Here is a 19,679-nt window from a genome sequence, read left to right as displayed (position 1 = left end):
CCCTTTATACTCCAGGGCCTGGGGCATCTGGTATAATTCAGCTTTAGTTTTAATGTGAGCGAGTGCAATGAACGGAGACAAGCTGCCCGTCCGACTGGATAAATGGCTGTGGGCCGCCCGCTTCTACAAGACCCGCAGCCTGGCCCGCACCATGATTGATGGCGGCAAGGTGCACTATAACGGCCAGCGCGGCAAACCCAGCAAAGTGGTGGAAGTGGGCGCCATTATCCGCCTGCGCCAGGGGAACGATGAAAGGGAAGTGGTGGTGCTGGAGCTGTCCGAGCATCGGGGCAAGGCGGAGATCGCCCAACGGCTGTACCGGGAAACCCCGGACAGCATCAAGAAACGGGAACAAAACGCCGAAGCCCGCAAATTCAACAGCCAGTTCGCGCCCAGCCCGGAGCGCAAGCCGGACAAGAAAGAACGGCGCACCCTGCTTAAAATCAAACAAGGCGACTGACCGCCCACACAGGATTGTTTATGACCAAGACCGATCAACTCCATCGTTATCTGTTCGACAACTACCAGGTCCGTGGTGAACTGGTACAACTGCAACAGAGCTTCCACCATATGCTGGAAGCCAAGACCTATCCGGCCCCGGTACAGCGGCTGCTGGGCGAACTGCTTACCGCCACCAGCCTGCTCACCGCCACCCTCAAGTTCGAAGGCCATATCACGGTGCAGCTGCAGGGCGACGGCCCGGTATCGCTTGCCGTGATCAACGGCGACCACCAGCAACAGCTGCGCGGCGTGGCCCGCTGGGAAGGACAGCTGCCCGACAGCGACAAGCTGGCCGATCTGGTCGGCAAGGGCTATCTGGCCATCACCATCACTCCCGACGAAGGCGAGCGCTACCAGGGCATAGTGGAGCTGAGCGGCGACTCCCTGAGCAAAAGCCTGGAAAACTACTTCGCCCAGTCGGAGCAGCTGGCCACCCGCATCTGGCTGTTCACCGACATCCATGCCGGCCGCCAGCTCGCCGCCGGCCTGCTGCTGCAGGCGCTGCCCGCCGGCAATGCCGAACAGGAAAATGACTTCGCCCATCTCGAGGCCCTGACCCATACCATCAAGGCGGAAGAACTGCTGCAGCTGGATGCCCACGAAGTGCTGTACCGGCTCTACAACCAGGAAGCGGTGCGGGTGTTCGATCCCCAGCCGGTCAGCTTCAAATGTACCTGTTCCCGGGAAAAGTGCGAGCAGTCACTGTTGCAGGTGGGGCGGGAAGAAGCCTACGATATTTTGAAAGAGCGTGGCCAAATTGAAATGCATTGCGACTACTGCGGCCACCAATATCGTTTCGATGGTACTGATTTGCAGACATTATTTAATAACCTGCCGACATTGCATTAACATTCGCGGATAACAAAAAGGGGCTTTTCGTCCCTTTTTGCTTAATTCGCCGCGCAAAATTGCAAATTTTGAAGCTGATCCCCTAAATGCCGCCTAATACCTGATATTCTCTTGTCCTAAAACAACACTAATAAAATGATCACCCAACCCCTCTGTACCCAGGAGATAACAATGACGTCCAAGGCGCAACAATTAGGCCTTTCCCAATACGGTATTACCGACGTAACCGATATCCTTTACAACCCTTCCTATGAACAGTTGTTCGAGGAAGAAACCCGTGCAGATTTAGAAGGCTACGAAAAGGGCGTGGTAACCAGTCTGGGCGCTGTTGCGGTGGACACCGGCATCTTTACCGGCCGCTCTCCGAAAGACAAGTACATAGTGCGTGACGATGTGACCCGCGACACCGTGTGGTGGGCCGATCAGGGCAAGAACGACAACAAGCCCATGACGCAGGAAACCTGGGAGCACCTCAAGGGCCTGGTGACCCGCCAGTTGTCCGGCAAGCGCCTGTTCGTGGTAGACACCTTCTGCGGTGCCAACCCGGACACCCGCCTGTCCGTGCGCTTCGTCACCGAAGTGGCCTGGCAGGCCCACTTCGTGAAGAACATGTTCATCCGTCCCACCGAAGCAGAGCTGCAAAGCTTCGAGCCCGACTTCGTGGTGATGAACGGCGCCAAGTGCACCAACCCCGACTGGAAAGAGCAGGGCCTGAACAGCGAAAACTTCGTGGCCTTCAACCTGACCGAGCGCATGCAGCTGATCGGCGGTACCTGGTACGGCGGCGAAATGAAGAAAGGTATGTTCTCCATGATGAACTACCTGCTGCCGCTCAAAGGCATCGCTTCCATGCACTGCTCCGCCAACGTGGGCAAGGACGGCGATGTGGCCATCTTCTTCGGCCTCTCCGGCACCGGCAAGACCACCCTGTCCACCGATCCGCACCGCCAGTTGATCGGTGACGACGAGCACGGCTGGGACGACGACGGTGTGTTCAACTTCGAAGGCGGCTGCTACGCCAAGACCATCAGCCTGAGCCAGGAAAACGAGCCGGAAATCTATGCCGCCATCCGCCGCGATGCACTGCTCGAGAACGTGACCGTGCTGGCCGATGGCACCATCGATTTCAACGATGGCAGCAAAACCGAGAACACCCGGGTTTCCTACCCCATCTACCATATCGACAACATCGTCAAGCCGGTGTCCAAGGCCGGTCACGCCAAGAAGGTGATTTTCCTCACCGCCGACGCCTTCGGCGTACTGCCGCCGGTGAGCAAGCTGACCCGGGAGCAGGCCCAGTACCACTTCCTGTCCGGCTTCACCGCCAAGCTGGCCGGTACCGAGCGTGGCATCACCGAGCCGACCCCCACCTTCTCCAGTTGCTTCGGCGCGGCCTTCCTGAGCCTGCACCCAACCCAGTACGCGGAAGTGCTGGCCAAGCGCATGGATGCGGTGGGCGCCGAAGCCTACCTGGTGAACACCGGCTGGAACGGTACCGGCAAGCGGATTTCCATCAAGGCGACCCGCGCCATCATCAACGCCATCCTCGACGGCACCATCGAAAACGCCGAGTTCGTGACCCTGCCCTACTTCAACGTGGCCATCCCCACCGAGCTGCAGGGTGTGGAAGACGGGTCCATTCTGGATCCGCGCAACACTTACGCCGACCCGGCCCAGTGGGACGCCAAGGCCCAGGATCTGGCCAAGCGTTTCGTGGACAACTTCGAGAAGTTCACCGACACCGCCGAGGGCAAGGCCCTGGTGGCCGCCGGCCCGCAGCTGTAAGCGAACGGCACAACAAACCATCCAGCCCCGGCCACCGCCGGGGCTTTTTTGTGTTCTTCCCTCGACTCAGGGCAAAACCTATCGTAGACGCGAATTTATTCGCGTGGAAAAACAACGTCATGCCCCGGGGGGAATTCCCGTCATTAACATCGCGGCGTGTATCTCTCCGTGATTGGCATTCAGTGGCATGGCGGGAGCAATATCGAAGGGCTCTGATGGGCGACACAGCAAAAAGAGCGCTCGAGGCGCTCTTTTAATGCCGGCATCGGCCGAGTCTGTGCTTCCGCTACACCCGGTGCTTGTGGCTCCGGTCCACACTACCCGCCCGATAAGGCCCGGTGTGCTCGGTGGGGCTGGCCGGGGGGATGAACCCGGTTCGCAACAGGATCCGAAGGTGTCGGCCTGTTTGTTCCCAGAAGGTGAAGCCATATTAGCGTCAAAACCGGGGTGAGTGGTTGCAAAGACGTCCTTAAAAAACACCCTTTTAGCAATAACTCTCCTCGCATATACTCAACCAAGAGTAATTATTGTTATAGGACCAAATTCTTGAGCAACCTTCTCCAACTCGACCGCACCGACAGGCGTATTCTGGAGCTGATGCAGCGCCACGGCCGCATCAGCAACCTGGAGCTGGCCGAACGAGTCGGCCTGTCTCCCTCTCCCTGTTCACGCCGGGTCAAGGCGCTGGAAGAGGCGGGGCTTATTGCCGATCACGTCACCCTGCTTGATGCCGCCAAGCTGGGTCTCTCGCTGCAGGCCTATATCCATATCTCCCTGGATCGGCACACCCCGGAGCGGTTCGAGGCCTTCGATGCGGCCATACTGAGCTTTCCCGAGGTGCTGGAATGCGACCTGATCACCGGTACCGAAGCCGACTACCAGCTCAAGGTGATAGTGCGCGACATGGAGCACTACCAGCAGTTCCTGCTGGGCAAGCTGACCCGGCTGGAGGGGGTGACCGGGGTACGCTCCAGCTTCGTGCTGCGGCGGATCAAGCGGGAAACCGCCCTGCCGCTGGATCATCTGGGGTAAATCAGGTCAAACCTGGCGGGAGCGGAGCAGGAGGAACACCACCATGATGAGCTGCGATCAGCATGACTACCTCGAAGTCGCCTGCCTGTATCGCTACCGGGTCCGGCTGACCCTGACCTCGGGTGAGCGGCTGACAGGCATCGCCTTCGACACCCGCCGCGACGCGGATCGGCAGGAGTGCCTGCTGCTGGGCACCAATGAGGCCAAGCAGCTGGTACGGCTGGCGGACATGGCCCGCATGGAAGCGGTCACGGACAACCCCCACTTCCGGGTGATCGATTTCGACTGAGTCATGCCGGTCGCGTCGCATGAGCCCGCTGGCACTGGTTCAGTCGGCAAAATCCATCGACAGGAACAGCCGCCGGTAGCCGGTGGGCACCGGCGGCGAGCGGTGCCAGAGACCCTGCCCTTCCTCCCCTTGCCAACCGTCGCCCTTCATCAGCGCCACCTCGCCCACCGCCAGTTGCTGCCATTGATCCGGCTCCCGCCCTCCTTCCACCAACAGCTGGTTGCGCTGCTCCTGGTTGAGCCAGTGAGTGCCCGGGCCGGAATAGGTGCTCACCAGCCGGCAAGGCAGCCGGTCCACATGGAAACGTGGGCACATGGCGGTTTGCAGGCTGGCCAGGCGAACCCCCACCCGGGGCAGATCGAACAGACAGGCGAACATCTCCGCCAGTTGCTGCACGTCGGCGGCCAGGGCCTCCCGACCGGGCAGATCCGGCAGTTGCCCGGCCAGCTCGCTCGCCACCACCTCGGCCGGCACCCGCTCGCGCACGCTCACCCGGCTGCCCGCCTGCAGCAGCCGCTGCACATAGTCGTCCACCCCGGCCGGCAAGGGCCGCTGCCACACCGCCAGGTTGCAGTCGGGCTCGTAGATCCTGGTGAGGGTGGCGGGATCGCCGCCCTGCACACTGACGGGGGCGAAACAGGACAACAGCTGATCGGTAATGCTCATAACCGGGGCTCCTTGCTGATACACGGGGTGAACAGTTTGTGTTATGTTATAACAATCAAACCATCATAAGCCATGGCAAGCAAGCGGAGCAAACACAATGTCCAGCCCTTCCCCCCTCCCCGTGACCGTGCTGTCCGGTTTTCTCGGCGCCGGCAAGACCACGGTGCTGAACCATATCCTCAACAACCGCCAGGGCCTGCGGGTGGCGGTGATCGTCAACGACATGAGCGAGGTGAATATCGACGCCGCCACCGTGCAGCAGCAGGTGAGCCTGCACCGGGGCGAAGACCGGCTGGTGGAAATGAGCAACGGCTGCATCTGTTGTACCCTGCGCGAGGATCTGCTGCTGGAGGTGCGCCGGCTGGCCGGCGAAGGCCGCTTCGACTGCCTGGTGATCGAATCCACCGGCATCTCGGAGCCCTTGCCGGTGGCCGAAACCTTTACCTTCGAGGGCGAGGACGGCAGCCGCCTGCACGACATCGCCCGGCTCGACACCCTGGTGACGGTGGTGGACGCCGTCAACTTCCTGGCCGACTTCCAGGCCGCCCAGGCCCTGGCCGAGCGGGGCGAGAGCCTGGGCGAGGACGATGAGCGCAGCGTGACCGACCTGCTGATCGAGCAGGTGGAATTCTGTGACCTGCTGCTGGTGAGCAAGACCGATCTGGTGAGTCCGGCGCAACTGGCGGAGCTGACCGCCATCCTCGCCCGGCTCAACCCCGAAGCCGAGATCCTGCCCATCCGCCAGGGCCGGGTGGCGCTGGACAAGGTGCTGGCCACCGGCCGTTTCGACTTCGAACGCGCCGCCCGCGCCCCCGGCTGGCTGCAGGAACTGCGCGGCGAACACCGCCCGGAAACCGAGGAATACGGTATCGGCAGCTTTGCCTATCGCGCCCGCCGCCCCTTCCACCCCCAGCGCTTCTTCGACTTTCTGCACCGCCCCAAGGACCAGGGCCGGCTGCTGCGTTCCAAGGGCTTTTTCTGGCTGGCCAGCCGGCCCGATTTTGCCGGCCAGTGGAACCAGGCCGGCGGCATCGCCTACCACGGCGGCGCCGGCCTGTTCTGGCAGGCGGTGCCGAAGGCAGACTGGCCCCAGGACGAAGAAAGCCGGGAGCATATCCTGGCCAGTTGGGTCGAGCCCTACGGCGACCGCCGCCAGGAACTGGTGTTTATCGGCCAGGGCCTGGACCAGGCCGGGCTATGCCGCGAGCTGGACGCCTGCCTGCTGACCGACGAGGAACTGCGCCCGGGCCCCAGCGCCTGGCAACAACTGCCCGACCCCTTCCCGGCGTGGTTGGACTGAAACAGATTTGGTTCTGGTTCTCACGGTGATGGCGGGCGTATCCTTAAAGGATCAAGCTATCACCGGATCAGTAAAATTTCCTGATATTGAATATCAACTGTGACTCATCAAAATTCTCCCCTAGGGTGTGGGAAAAACCAACGTCAATGGCCGCATTATGACCAATATAGTAACTATTCAAAACCGCACTACCCTGAGTTAGCTCACTCTGTCTCAACTCATTAAAAGATAGCCAATATTTGACTTGAAGCTTGGAGCCATTGGCAAGATAGAGAAAGGCTCCTATATCTACTTGAGGACTCATCCAGACTGCATGGGAATTCATTGACAGATCAGAGCCAACCGAAGCATAGGGCAGCACCGACGAACCAATGTCAAGCGCAGCACCCAGGGCAGCAGAGACACGAAACCTTCTGTTCCTCTGATATGATTCATATCCTCCCCTTTCCCAACCCAACTTGAACCGCCCGGAAACGCCTCCCACAATCTCATCATATGGTATATAGCTTTCAATGCCGTACAGAGTCATTTCATCCAGATAAATATCGTTACCCTTGATACCAGCAGTGAATTTCATCACCTCTAGAGAAGATTCACTAAGAGCATTACGGTTATCATCAGTAACCATATGGGAGGCGGGTAGCCAAGATATCAGCAAGTGGCTTCCCTCCTTCTGCAACCTGCTACCAAAAATAATTTGAGCATCGGCCGAACGATTGAGTGGATTTTTATAGGTTGACAGATCCATCATATAATCGCCGACTATTTCCCTTTCTAGTTCCAGTCGCATCCTGTTGTGTTCATACTGTCGATAGTCAATAGCACCATCGAAGTAAAGCCAGTCATTCAGTGCTTTTTGATACTCATGAAAGAGATACTGCTCTTCAGCACCTTGGAAAAAGGATGAAATCCTGGAGTCCTGTTTTTTTCCTGCTAGAGCAATAAAAACATTCTGCTTTTCTTGATAACTAAAACTGTCGCCAAATGCCCTGACCCGCCACCCTACCGAGGGTGATACTTGAATGGATTTTACCATATCTGCCTCACTCACATACTTGATGATATCGAGAGGACTAAGCCATTCTTTACTATGCTTATTCAAGGATGGTTCAGCCAGGCTAAGAATATCCAGCGTCAAGGTAGCGCAGTTATTAGTGTGAAAGTAATAATCAATATTCTTATCCTTCAACTCCCACATGTGAAGGCGGATAAATTCCTTATCAAACTCGTTCAGTGCGAGATCGTACTCATAGACGTTCCTTCCTTCAATATCCTTGTAATAGCGTCGAGCCTCCTCGTATGGTGAGATGATGAAATACCCTTCCTTTCCTGTCACCAGTGACTCAAACATGATCTTAGGCAGATTGAATCCATCCACCTCGGTAAAATAAGACACTGCATGAGCAAGCTTATCTTCAGCATCTTTCATTTTCAGAAACGAATGCCCCATAAAGCTGCTTGGACTCACAATATTCTCGGAAGCATATACCAGGCTCACTTCATCGGCGGGAACTGAATCCAGATAGGTCTGGAGACCCTCACAGTGCTCAAAGGTAGGACTTGGCTGACGGAGGTATCTGGAAAACCAGAGAGAACGAGCCGGGAAATGACATAAATATTCCTGTCTTCCCTCCTTATCGATATAGGCTGCAATGTTCAGCCTGAACTCCTGTTCAATGCTAGCCTCCTTACCGGATAGGATAAAAGACTGGTCTGTGATCCTGGGTCTCCCCTCCTGAAAGTGGAACAAAGACGAGAGCTGGACCTGCTCCTGATAAGCCAGTCCACTGAAAGATATGGCAGCTTCTTCAGTCCATCCGTCATAACCAACCAAAAAAAAAGAAGCCAGCAGGCTTCTTTTTAAATATATCGACAGGTTCATTATTGAACGCATTTAATCTCAACGGAATCCTGATAACGCCACATTTTTTCGGTAGCGTAGTCGGTAGTTGAACCAAATGCTCCGCCAGAAAGGATGTTGACGAAGAAAGTAGGCTCAACCTCTTTGTTCAGTGCTATTTGCTGTTCGCAGCCCGCCGTTTTCACAGTCAGCGTCTTATCCTTGTTCTCTTTCTTTACGGTGATGATGCCAGGCGCATTCTGAACACGGCCATCAATCTCAACTTCAAGCTTCTGAGATGAAGAAGACATAACGTTGATACGCTGAGTATCGTCGGTCAGAATACTGGCACAACCTGAAAGAGTCACCACAAGGCCAGCCGTGGCAACAAACTTGACTTTTTTCATTGTTTTAGTTCCGCGCTTTATATGTTATCTATTTGAGTCTCCAATTATCCCGCTGCGACAGATTTTGTCAAGCTTAAGAAATGACGGTTACACAAAAACATTAAAAGATGAATTGCCATGCAATCCATAAATTCACACTTCACTAATAACTAAATAACGGTTTCGAATAGTAGAGCACTATCGGCGGACCGGGTGCCGCTAAGCCAGGAATGGCGTGGTGGAGCCCCCAGAGATGGGTTCACGGCGTATCTACGTGTGGTGCCCGGTCAATGTAGCAGTATTAGGATCACTCGTCCCTCAGAATACAGTAGAGTGCTTTTCACACTCCGTAGCACAGATTCATTTATCAGGTAAATCAAGCTGTTATGAAATTCAACAAGGTGTTCTCTCGTCTGTACAAATTCCCGTCCCCTGACCATCATTCTGTGGCATTGAAGTCCCTTCCCTCTTCCCCGGCGCTGGGACACAATAGCCGACACTTTTCAGGCCACCGAAACTAGCGTATGAAAACCAACCTGATCACCCGTGCCGGCTGGCACAAGCTGGACGACGAGCTCAAGCACCTGTGGAAGGTGGAACGGCCGGCGGTGACCCAGGCGGTGTCGGAAGCCGCCGCCCTGGGCGACCGCAGCGAAAACGCCGAATACATCTACGGCAAGAAGCGGCTGCGGGAAATCGACCGCCGCATCCGCTACCTGATGAAGCGGCTGGAGGCGGTGAAAATCGTCGACCACGACCCGCGCCAGAACGGCAAGGTGTTCTTCGGCGCCTGGGTCGAGCTGGAAAACGAAGAAGGCGACAGGGTGCGCTACCGCATCGTCGGCCCCGACGAAATCGACACCAAAAACAACCATATCACCATCGACTCGCCCATGGCCCGGGCGCTGATCGGCAAACAGGTGGACGACGAGGTACGGGTAAATACCCCCTCGGGCGTCAGGGAGTGGTATATCAACCACATTAGATACAGCCCCTTCGAAGACTGATTGCCGCCCCATCTCGGCAGATAAATAACTGCTCCGAATGGTAGGTCACGACCGGCAGCGACCGGGTTCCGCTAAGCAGACCCTCCGCGCCAGGGATGGGTTCACGGCGTGTCTGCGTGCGGGACCAGGTCGATGTTGCACTACCAGGCTCAGTGAGCTATCGCCACAGCGCCCTTGCCCTGAAATGCAAAACCCCCGGCCATTGGGCCGGGGGTGTCACCAGTTATGCCGTGAACCGCTGAAAACCACCGGGCATCAGCCTGACACCGGTTTCTGGTATCCAAGCGGCTCGACCGCTTCCTCACCTTGCTCCGTTGTTTCCACAGCCGGTACCCGGGCCTGATGATGGGCGATGCACTGCGGTCTCAGTTCGGCAGCAAAATCCTGGTATACCCAGCGCAGCAGTGAAACGGCCATGATGAACAGTACGGGTATCATCGGCAGCGCAACGAGCACCGTTGACGACTGCACCGCCTGCAAACCGCCCACCGACAGCAGGCCAATACCAACCACGGCCAGTAGCAGGGTCCACAGGATACGGTTCCAACGTGCCGGCTCCTGATACCCGGTAATATCCTTGGTACAAATGGCCGCCAGCATATAGGCCGAAGAGTCGACCGTCGTCGCCAGGAACACAAAGCACAGCAGCGTAAAAATGGGAAGCACCAGTGCGGAATTGGGCAGCGTCTGCAACACGGCCACCACCGTCGCCGGAATGCCCTCTTCGGCGAGAATGGCCTGCAGATTGAGCGTGCCGTTGATATCGATATCAATGGCGTAGCCACCCCAGATGGCAAAAAAGGCCCAGCATCCGACGCTTCCCCAGGTCACACCATGCAGTATCAGCTCCCGGATGGTCCGGCCACGCGATATCCGAGCCACAAACAGCCCCATCATGGGCGCATAGGCAATCCACCATGCCCAGTAGAACATGGTCCAGCCTTCGGGAAATCCGCCCTGCTCAATGGGATCGGTCCAGAAGTTCATACGGAAAAAATTATCCATAAACAGCCCGATGCTGTTGGTCCAGAGCTTGAGCAAAAAGACGGTAGATCCGGCCACCAGCACAAAGCCGAGCAACACCAGGGCCAACACGGCATTGATATTGGAAAGCGCCTGTATCCCCTTGTTCAGGCCGTTGTAAACGCTCCAGGAGATCATCAGGATCCAGGCGGCGAGGATAAACATCTGCAAACCGAAAGAGTCCTCAAAGCCAAACATGGTCTGAAACAGCTTGGATACCAGTGGCACAGAAAGCCCCAGTGAGGTGCCGACACCGCCCACTATCGAAAATATCACGGTGACGTCGATGATCTTTCCGATAATGCCGTCGACCCTATCCCCCAAGACCCCACGGCAGGCTTCACTCAGGCGCAGTACATTGACCCTGCGCACATAGAGCGCATAGCCTATCGGCAGCGCGGGCATCAGATACAGGGCCCAGGGTACTATACCCCAGTGAAACATCGGGTACATGGCGGCCCACTCAACCGCGGTAGGAGTATCCGGCTGCACCCCGAGCGGAGGGGTCGTCATAAAGTAAAGCGGTTCAATAAAGGCCCAGTTACAGATGGATATGCCGATCCCGGCACAAAAAAGCATCGCTATCCAGGACACCGTATTGAACTCGGGTTTATCTTCCGCCGCGCCCAGCTTGATTTTTCCCACCGGGCCGAAGGCCAGCCAGCACATGAAAAAGAAACTGCCGACCACAGACAGCAGATAAAGCCAGCCGAATTCGCCCGTCACCCAGTTCAGCATCGCCGCTACTATTTCCTTGCCTGCAACAGGGTTGATCACCAGAGGGACACTGGCGGCCAGAATAAGAATGGCGGCGGGCCAGAGAATGGCGGGATCGACCGCCATTTTGTTATGTTGATGTTTGTTCATATGATATACCTATCAAATTATTCCCTGATAATATTGCCGGGCCAATAACCACGACCAAGGGCCCGGCAACCTTCCCTCTCGGTTCAGAAAATCAAAAACCGCTGGTTTTAAAACACACCACCTTGGTCTCGGTCATTTCCTGAATAGAGAACTTCACACCTTCCCTGCCAATACCCGAGTGTTTAACTCCACCGAAGGGCATGGCATCGATACGGTAATCGGAACTGTCATTAATCATCACCCCGCCAACCTCGAGGCGACGAATGGCAGAGAATGCCTTGTTGATATCCTGGGTAAATACACCGGCATGCAGCCCGAAGTTAACACCATTGGCTTTATCGATAGCCTCATCAAAGCTGTCGAACGGCTCAACCATGACCACGGGGCCGAAAATCTCCTCCCGGGCCAGGCGACAGTTACCCGGCACCTTCTCGAGTATGGTCGGAAGATAGAAGGCCCCATTGCGCTCCCCCCCGCAGAGCAGGCGGGCGCCGTTGGCAAGGGCTTCGTTAACCCAGCTTTCCACCCGCTCGGCCTCGGACAGGCTGATCATGGGGCCGACATCGGTCTCTTCGCTCTGCTTGCTGCCGACCCGCAGGCTGCGGGTCCTGTCCACCAGGGTGTTGAGGAATTCGCCGTAGCGTGCGCTGTGCACATAAACACGCTGCACACCGAGGCAGTTTTGCCCGGCGGCCCAGAAGGCGCCGGAAATGATTGCCTCGACCGCCAGCTCCAGATCCGCATCATCGAGCACCAGCGCCGGAGAACTGGCGCCCAGCTCCATGCTCATTTTCTTCAGCCCGGCTTTTTGCATCAGTGCCTTGCCGGAGCCCAGCCCGCCGGTAAATGAAATCATGCGCACATCGCCATGGGTGATCAGGTGCTCCCCCATGTCTTCCGGAAATCCCGGCAGCACGGAAAGCACGCCATCGGGCAAGCCCGCCTGGGCAAAGGCTTCGGCCAGCAGCAGGGCGCTCAGGGGGGTTGCCGGGGCGGGCTTCACAATAATGGCGTTACCACTGGCCACCGCGGGCCCTATCTTGTGTGCAACCAGGTTGAGCGGATCGTTAAAGGGCGTGATCGCCACAATGAGCCCCACCGGGAAGCGATAGTAGTAACCGACGCGCCCCTCGCTACCCGGCATTTGATCGAATGAAATGGTCTCGCCGTTGATACGCCGCGCTTCTTCGGCGGAAAGTCTTAAGGTCTGTATGCAGCGATTCACTTCCTTGGTGGCTTCCCGCCGGGTTTTACACCCTTCCGAAAGGATGGTTTCGATATAGACATGGCGGTTGTTTTCAACAACGTCCGCCGCACCGTTCAATATTCTCATTCGTTCGTGCACCGGCATCGCGGCCGCCACTTCCGCACCGGCCTTTCCCTTGCGGATGGCCTCAAGCACATGGGATTCCTGGGCGGAAGCAATTCTGGTAATCAGGCTGTTTCCCTCGGCATTGAACAGGTCGTAGGTGTTATCCATGCCGACCCATTGCCCGGACAGAAACAGTTTTCCTTCCATAGACTCTACAGATATTGACTTCATGGTCATTTTCCAATCACAAAGCGAGTAATGCCATTAAAAAAGAGAATGGATCTTTTAATGGTTCAGATTTGATGGCGATGAATATTGATAAGATCGATCAGGATGGAATATCCCGTTTCTGTTTTTCCGGCGCCGGGCCCGATCAGGGTGATGGGGCCGGCCAGGTCGCATTCATAGGTGATGGCATTCAGCGCCCCGCCAACGCCGGCCAGCGGATCGGTGAGCGGAATGGCAACCGGCCCCACACTGGCCTGAACACTGCCGCCTTCGCGCCTGCACCTGGCCAGCAGCTTCCAGATTTTGCCTTCGCGTGACGCCTGGGCAATATCCTCCGGTGAAATATCACGAATGCCCCGGCAGGGAATGTCTTCCCGCTTGAGGGGAATGCCCATCACCACATTGGCGAGGATGGCCGTCTTGTACTGGGCATCGTACCCTTCCACATCGTTGGTAGGATCGGCTTCCGCATAGCCTTTTGCCTGGGCCTCGGCCAGGGCTTCGTCGTAACTTACCCCTTCGGCCATGCGGGTCAGCATAAAGTTGGTGGTGCCGTTCAGGATGCCCCTGACTTCGCCGATGTCATTGCCGGACAGCGCGACCAACGGCATGCGCAAGGCCGGCGTTCCGCTCATCACGGTGCCTTCAAAGCCCCAGCGCACGCCATGCGCCTCCGCCATCCGCGCGAGGCTTTCATAGGCGAGCGATACCGGGCCCTTGTTGCTCATCACGACATGTTTCTTGCATTCAAACGCCAGGCGGCAATGGTCGATGGCCGGCTGGCCCGTTTTGCCATCCGTGAAAGTCAGCTCGACCACGGTGTCGGCATTGCTCTCCCTGATCGTTGTAAAACTGTCCCAGCCACGGATCAGGCCCGGCTCGTCGGGGTAGTTGTCGAGGGAGCCGGTGGCACGGACGGCGTTCAGCAACGCGGGAATATTGAGCCCGTGCGGGTGATAGAGAGCCCCCTTCATCAGGTCCGATACCGCGACGATGCGGGCGTCGAAACCCAGCCCTTCGCGTAGCGAGGCGGCCTTGTCATGCAGTATCTCGGCGAGCCCTTGCCCAACGACACCGAAGCCCAGTATTGCAACTTTATGCGTCATAAATCTTCCTTGCTTTAATTAAGAGTGGAACAGGGTCACATGGCTGCGACTGGAGCCAACCATGCGACATATTGAATATCCTTAAAGAGATTTCCGCAGCTGGTCGAACGCCTGCTTCAGATCCGCCAGCAGGTCGTCCGTGTCTTCAATACCCACCGAGATGCGCACCAGGCCTTCGGAGATACCCAGGGCCAGCCGTTCCTCCAGCGTGTTTTCCACGTGGCTGGTGGTTCTTGCCGGGCCATATATGGTTTCCACCGCGCCGAGGTTGCCGGCCCGATTGGCATAGACCAGTTTTGGCAACAGTATCTTTACCGCGTCCATGCCGTGCCTGAGGACAAAACTGACGATACCGCCGAATCCCTTCATCTGGCTTGCGGCGATGTCATGACCCGGGTGCTCCGGCAATCCCGGATAGTTGACCTGCTCGACCAGCGGCTCGCCTTGCAGATAACGTGCAAGGGCCATGGCACTGGCTTCCTGCTGGCGCACCCGCAGCTTGAGCGTTTTCATGCCGCGGATGATCATGTAGGCGGAGAAGGCATCGAGGGAGGAGCCGTTGATTTCCCGATAGTGCGCCACCCGCTGCATGAGCTCGCCAGAGCCGCACACCACGCCGCCCATCACATCCGCGTGGCCGCTCAGGAACTTGGTGGCGCTGTGCAGCACTATGTCCACCCCCAGCGCCAGGGGGTTCTGATTGAGTGGCGTGGCGAAGGTGTTGTCAATAATCACCAGGGCGCCGGCCGCCTTGCCGGCACGGGCCAGCCGTTCGATATCCAGGATCTTCAGGGTGGGGTTGGTCGGCGTTTCCAGGTAGAGCACCGTGCAGCCTTCGGCGATTTCGCTTTCCAGCAGGGCCATGTCTTCCGTTGGGCAGAGCCGCACCTCCACCCCCATGCCCGGGAGAAACTCGTCGAAAATCTTGTTGGTGCCGCCGTAGGTATCCTTGACGGAAACCACCCGATCGCCGGGCCGCAGGAAGGTATAAAGCGTGCTGCTGATCGCGGCCATCCCGGTTGCAAAGGCAACGGCATTTTCGGCGCCTTCCAGCACGCACATTTTTTCTTCCAGGGCGCGCACCGTGGGGTTGCTCATGCGGCTGTAAATATGCCCCGGCTTCTCACCCATGGCGACGTCATACCACTCGTCGATATCGTCATACTGAAAGGCGGCGCTGAGCATGATGGGCACCTGGGTGGCGTTATGGGCAAGCGCGGTTTTTTCTCCGGCCCAAACCACTTTGGTACCTGCGCCGGCGTTTTTGTAATCGGCATTGTTCATGGATGCTGTTCCTTTTTACTATTAAATCATTACCTTGCAACGGGGCTTCCGAGCCGTTGGGAAAGGCCGTTGCATTAGCAAACCGTTGGCAACCGACCAGGGTCACCGCTATCGTCCACCCTCGGTTCGGGTGCGGAATTGATACCCTGGCGTTACGCACCGGCACCAAAAACATTCATTTATTTACCGTTTTCATTGGCATCTGTTTCTTTAAACCGGTTTCCTGTAGCCTTCCTGCCAAGAATGGCCGAAATGAAATAAATCCGGAAACGAATAAAAAACGGCCTTAGGGGTCGTTTTGCTAATGGGTTGCTTTGGTGACAGCCCTGCTGTTCACGGATGACAACAAGCCCTCACTGGAAGAGTGTTGATATGCAAGCGGAATGGCATTTATGAAAAGCAAGGCACTGCCCCCCCTGAACTGGCTGCGCTCCTTTGAAGCGGCGGCCAGGCTGCTCAGCTTTACCCAGGCGGCCAACGAGCTGCATATGACGCAAGGCGCCATCAGCCAGCAGATAAAAAGCCTGGAAGCGCAGCTGAACACCCCGCTGTTCAAACGGCAGGCCCGCAGCATCGAACTGACGGAAGAAGGCCTAGCCTATCTGCCGATTGTGCACGGCGCCATCCAGAAGCTGATGATCGCCACCAACGAGATTTTTGGTGAAGGACACCGCAAACAGGTCAAGATCCGGGGCAGCATGGCGTTTTTCAGCTACTGGCTGAATGCACGCCGGCTGGCCTCTTTTCAGGCGGAGCACCCGGACATCAACCTGCAGCTGAACACCGATATCTGGCTGCGGCAGGAGGAGATTGCGGGAGACCTGGAAATCCGCTGGGGCAAGGGACAATGGACGGGCGTTAAGGTCGAAAGGCTCAGCAGGGATACCCTCTTTCCGGTCTGCGCTCCGGCGCTGCTGGCCAGGCAGCCGCTGCGGCAGGTGGACGACCTGCGCCATCATGAATTGCTGCATGTGATGGGCTATGAGGAAGGCTGGGGAGAATGGCTGCAGTTTGCCGAGGCGACGCGCGTCAACCCTTCCGAAGGCATGCAGTTCGACACCTACGCCTGCGTGCTGCACCTGGTGGAATCCGGCTTCGGCGTTGCCCTTGGCCGGCTGTCGCTGGTGGAAGACCAGCTAAGGGATGGCACCCTGATAGCCCCCTTCAGCCAGCGGCTTCCCAGCAGCGAGGACTTCTACCTGGTGTACCCGCAGGAAGGCTTTTCCAACCCTTATGCCAGACGCTTCGCCGACTGGCTGCTCAGGAACACCAGCGGCCGTTCATTGCCGCCTTAGCCTGCGGACAGCGGGCGTCCGATGCGGCCGGGCCGGACCAGCCAACCGGTTGCCGAAAACCCGAACATGGTTTTCATGACCCGCCATCGCTTGTAGAGTACGGCACATGTTTCCGAGAACGTCTGGAAAGTGCCGGCTTAGTCGTTGTTGATTCAAGCGGTAGCCAAGTGGACGACGAGGTAGGGGTACCCCCCCCTCGGGCGTCAGGGAGTGGTACATCAACCACATTAGATACACCCCCTTCGAAGACTGATTTATGACCAATATCAACCAATTACTGGCGCAGGAACTGACCGTTGCGCAAGCCCAGGTAGACGCCGCCGTGCGCCTGCTGGACGAAGGCGCCACCGTGCCCTTTATTGCCCGCTACCGCAAGGAAGTGACCGGCGGCCTGGACGACACCCAACTGCGCAACCTGGACAGCCGCCTGGGCTACCTGCGCGAGCTGGAAGACAGGCGCGCCGTCATCCTCAAGTCCGTCGACGAACAGGGCAAGCTCACCGAGGCGCTCAAGGGCGAGCTGCTGGCCGCCGACACCAAGACCCGGCTGGAAGATCTCTACCTGCCCTACAAGCCCAAGCGCCGCACCAAGGGCCAGATTGCCATCGAAGCCGGACTGGAACCCCTGGCCGACAGCCTGTTCAAGGACCCGAACCAGGATCCGCAGCGGCTGGCCGAGGGCTATATCAAGGCCGATGCCGGCATAAACGACGCCAAATCGGCGCTGGACGGCGCCAAATACATACTGATGGAGCGCTTCGCCGAACAGGCGGATCTGCTGGAGGCGGTGCGCCGCCATATGTGGCAGCACGCCCTGTTGCAGGCGCGGGTGATCGGCGGCCAGGAGCAAGGCGGCGCCAAGTTCAAGGACTACTTCGAGCACCAGGAGCCGATCGCCAAGGTGCCTTCCCACCGGCTGCTGGCCATGCTGCGCGGCCGCAACGAAGGGGTGCTGAGCTTAAGCCTGGTGGTGGAAACCGAGGCCGACAGCCACCCCTGCGAAGGCATCATCGCCCGCTTGGTGGGCTGGCAGCACCGGAACCGCGCCGCCGACCAATGGCTGGCCGGGGTGATCGGCTGGACCTGGCGGGTGAAGCTCTCGCTGCAGATGGAAACCGAGCTGCTGGGCCAGGCCCGGGAGCAGGCGGAGGAAGAAGCCATCCGGGTGTTCGCCCTCAACCTGCAGGATCTGCTGATGGCCGCCCCCGCCGGCGCCCGGGTGACCATGGGCCTGGATCCGGGCATCCGCACCGGGGTCAAGGTGGTGGTGGTGGACGGCACCGGCAAGCTCTTGGAGCAGGCCACCGTGTATCCCTTTGAGCCGCACAAGAAGGTGGAGCAGAGCCTGCGCACCCTGGGCGAGCTGTGCCGCCGCCATAAGGTGAGCCTGGTGAGCATCGGCAACGGCACCGCCTCCCGCGAGACCGAGCGGCTGGTGGAGCAGCTGATGAAGCAGGCGCCCGAGCTCAAGCTGCAGAAGGTGGTGGTGAGCGAGGCCGGCGCCTCGGTCTATTCCGCCTCCGAGCTGGCCGCCAACGAGTTCCCGGATCTGGACGTATCCCTGCGCGGCGCCGTGAGCATCGCCCGCCGGCTGCAGGATCCCCTGGCCGAGCTGGTGAAGATTGATCCCAAGAGCATCGGCGTGGGCCAGTACCAGCACGACGTGTCCCAGACCCAGCTGGCCCGCAAGCTGGAGGCGGTGGTGGAAGACTGCGTGAACGCCGTGGGGGTGGACGTGAACATGGCCTCGGCGCCGCTGCTGGCGCGGGTGTCGGGCCTGACCCCGGCCCTGGCCCAGAACATAGTGGCCTTTCGCGACGAGCAGGGCGCCTTTGCCGAACGCAAGCAACTGCTGAAGGTGCCGCGCCTGGGGCCCAAGGCCTTCGAGCAGTGCGCCGGCTTTTTGCGCATCCGCGAGGGCAAGAACCCGCTCGACGCCTCCGCCGTGCACCCCGAGGCCTACCCGGTGGTGGAGCGCATCCTGGCCCGGCTGCAACAGCCGGTGAACGGCCTTATCGGCAACAGCGCCCAGCTCAAGACCCTGGACGCCCGCGACTACACCGACGAGCACTTCGGCCTGCCCACGGTGCAGGACATTTTGAAGGAGCTGGACAAGCCGGGCCGGGATCCGCGCCCCGAGTTCAAGACCGCCCGCTTTATGGACGGGGTGGAAAAACCTTCGGACCTGATCCCGGACATGGTGCTCGAAGGGGTGGTGACCAACGTCACCAACTTCGGCGCCTTTGTCGACATCGGCGTGCACCAGGACGGCCTGGTGCATATCTCGGCGCTGACCGACCGCTTTATCAAGGATCCGCGGGAAGTGGTAAAGGCCGGCGATATCGTCAAGGTGAAGGTGCTGGAGGTGGACCTGCAACGCAACCGCATCGCCCTGACCATGCGCCTGGAGCAGAGCGCCGCCGACCAGGCCGGCGGCAAACCGCGCCGGGATGAGCGCAACCAGGGCAGCCGGGGAACCGGCGGCAACAAGAGCCAGACCGGCAACCGCCCTGCCCGCCGCGAGCAACCCGCGCCCCAGGGCGCCATGGGCGCCGCATTGGCCGCCGCCTTGCAAAAGAAAAAGTAAGAAAAAGTAACAAAAAGGCCCGGGACGACCCGGGCCATTACAGCATATCGCCCCGCGAAGGCGGAGGCCCTGGCCCAGCCCAGCGCCCGGCAGGCTTCTTTCAGATGTTTCCCCCGCGAAGGCGGGGGCCAGGCCCAGCCCAGCGCCCGGCAGGATTCTTTCAGATGTTTCCCCCGCGAAGGCGGGGGCCCTGGCCCAGTCCAGCGCCCGGCAGGATTCTTTCAGATGTCTCCCCCGCGAAGGCGGGGGCCCTGGCCCAGTACAGCGCCCGGCAGGATTCTTTCAGATGTCTCCCCCGCGAAGGCGGGGGCCTGGCCCAGTA

The 19,679-nt window shown here is 58.6% G+C and carries 16 protein-coding genes; 9 read left to right on the top strand and 7 right to left on the bottom strand.

Annotated elements, in window-relative coordinates; genetic code table 11:
• The first annotated feature begins 67 nt into the window (after positions 1 to 67).
• From hslR to ACEVBK_RS01280, 5 genes are all read left to right on the top strand, one after another.
• Complete coding sequence (hslR, locus tag ACEVBK_RS01300) at positions 68 to 460, top strand: ribosome-associated heat shock protein Hsp15 (RefSeq protein WP_375056845.1); 393 nt, start codon at positions 68 to 70, stop codon at positions 458 to 460.
• 20 nt (positions 461 to 480) lie between these two features.
• Positions 481 to 1,350, top strand: a complete 870-nt coding sequence (hslO, locus tag ACEVBK_RS01295; protein ID WP_375056844.1) for an Hsp33 family molecular chaperone HslO — start codon at positions 481 to 483, stop codon at positions 1,348 to 1,350.
• A gap of 171 nt (positions 1,351 to 1,521) precedes the next feature.
• A complete protein-coding gene (pckA, locus tag ACEVBK_RS01290; RefSeq protein WP_375056843.1) occupies positions 1,522 to 3,135 on the top strand; it encodes a phosphoenolpyruvate carboxykinase (ATP) in 1,614 nt (537 codons plus the stop codon).
• Between the two features lie 546 nt (positions 3,136 to 3,681).
• The gene (locus tag ACEVBK_RS01285) at positions 3,682 to 4,167 is read left to right on the top strand and encodes an Lrp/AsnC family transcriptional regulator (RefSeq protein ID WP_375056842.1); all 486 of its coding nucleotides are present in this window, start codon (positions 3,682 to 3,684) and stop codon (positions 4,165 to 4,167) included.
• A 43-nt stretch (positions 4,168 to 4,210) separates the two neighbouring features.
• Positions 4,211 to 4,456 carry a Rho-binding antiterminator gene (locus tag ACEVBK_RS01280; RefSeq protein ID WP_375056841.1) on the top strand — a complete coding sequence of 82 codons (246 nt, stop codon included), beginning with the start codon at positions 4,211 to 4,213 and terminating at the stop codon, positions 4,454 to 4,456.
• 39 nt (positions 4,457 to 4,495) lie between these two features.
• Here ACEVBK_RS01280 and ACEVBK_RS01275 read toward each other — a convergent pair whose 3' ends face one another.
• Positions 4,496 to 5,122, bottom strand: coding sequence for a DUF1826 domain-containing protein (locus ACEVBK_RS01275; protein ID WP_375056840.1), 627 nt, complete (start codon positions 5,120 to 5,122; stop codon positions 4,496 to 4,498).
• Positions 5,123 to 5,219: 97 nt separating this feature from the next.
• Between ACEVBK_RS01275 and zigA the strand changes: the two genes are divergently transcribed.
• Positions 5,220 to 6,422, top strand: a complete 1,203-nt coding sequence (zigA, locus tag ACEVBK_RS01270; RefSeq protein WP_375056839.1) for a zinc metallochaperone GTPase ZigA — start codon at positions 5,220 to 5,222, stop codon at positions 6,420 to 6,422.
• Between the two features lie 67 nt (positions 6,423 to 6,489).
• On the opposite strand, the gene ACEVBK_RS01265 is transcribed toward zigA, so the two are convergent.
• On the bottom strand, positions 6,490 to 8,304 hold the full coding sequence (locus ACEVBK_RS01265; RefSeq protein ID WP_375056838.1) for a DUF4105 domain-containing protein: 1,815 nt from the start codon (positions 8,302 to 8,304) through the stop codon (positions 6,490 to 6,492).
• Positions 8,304 to 8,669: an adenosine deaminase gene (locus ACEVBK_RS01260; protein WP_375056837.1), complete on the bottom strand. Its 366-nt coding sequence runs from the start codon at positions 8,667 to 8,669 to the stop codon at positions 8,304 to 8,306. The genes ACEVBK_RS01265 and ACEVBK_RS01260 overlap by 1 nt, the downstream gene beginning before the upstream one ends.
• A 503-nt stretch (positions 8,670 to 9,172) precedes the next feature.
• Here ACEVBK_RS01260 and greB point away from each other — a divergent pair.
• The gene (greB, locus tag ACEVBK_RS01255) at positions 9,173 to 9,655 is read left to right on the top strand and encodes a transcription elongation factor GreB (protein ID WP_375056836.1); all 483 of its coding nucleotides are present in this window, start codon (positions 9,173 to 9,175) and stop codon (positions 9,653 to 9,655) included.
• Between the two features lie 255 nt (positions 9,656 to 9,910).
• On the opposite strand, the gene ACEVBK_RS01250 is transcribed toward greB, so the two are convergent.
• The 4 genes from ACEVBK_RS01250 to ACEVBK_RS01235 form a co-directional block, all read right to left on the bottom strand.
• Entirely contained in the window at positions 9,911 to 11,545 is a 1,635-nt protein-coding gene (locus tag ACEVBK_RS01250; RefSeq protein WP_375056835.1) for a BCCT family transporter, read from the bottom strand.
• A 91-nt stretch (positions 11,546 to 11,636) separates the two neighbouring features.
• Entirely contained in the window at positions 11,637 to 13,088 is a 1,452-nt protein-coding gene (locus ACEVBK_RS01245; protein ID WP_375056834.1) for an aldehyde dehydrogenase family protein, read from the bottom strand.
• 62 nt (positions 13,089 to 13,150) lie between these two features.
• Positions 13,151 to 14,191 carry a homoserine dehydrogenase gene (locus tag ACEVBK_RS01240; RefSeq protein ID WP_375056833.1) on the bottom strand — a complete coding sequence of 347 codons (1,041 nt, stop codon included), beginning with the start codon at positions 14,189 to 14,191 and terminating at the stop codon, positions 13,151 to 13,153.
• 81 nt (positions 14,192 to 14,272) lie between these two features.
• Positions 14,273 to 15,475, bottom strand: coding sequence for a cystathionine gamma-synthase family protein (locus ACEVBK_RS01235; RefSeq protein ID WP_375056832.1), 1,203 nt, complete (start codon positions 15,473 to 15,475; stop codon positions 14,273 to 14,275).
• Between the two features lie 392 nt (positions 15,476 to 15,867).
• Between ACEVBK_RS01235 and ACEVBK_RS01230 the strand changes: the two genes are divergently transcribed.
• Together ACEVBK_RS01230 and ACEVBK_RS01225 are read left to right on the top strand one after the other, a co-directional pair.
• Entirely contained in the window at positions 15,868 to 16,770 is a 903-nt protein-coding gene (locus tag ACEVBK_RS01230) for a LysR substrate-binding domain-containing protein (protein WP_375056831.1), read from the top strand.
• A 256-nt stretch (positions 16,771 to 17,026) separates the two neighbouring features.
• On the top strand, positions 17,027 to 19,357 hold the full coding sequence (locus tag ACEVBK_RS01225; RefSeq protein ID WP_375056830.1) for a Tex family protein: 2,331 nt from the start codon (positions 17,027 to 17,029) through the stop codon (positions 19,355 to 19,357).
• Positions 19,358 to 19,679: the final 322 nt, after the last annotated feature.

It is taken from the genome of Zobellella sp. DQSA1 (genome assembly GCF_041950555.1).
Lineage (GTDB): Bacteria > Pseudomonadota > Gammaproteobacteria > Enterobacterales > Aeromonadaceae > Oceanimonas.
Note: the sequence above shows the minus strand (reverse complement) of the source record. Positions and strands in the feature narration are given on the sequence as shown.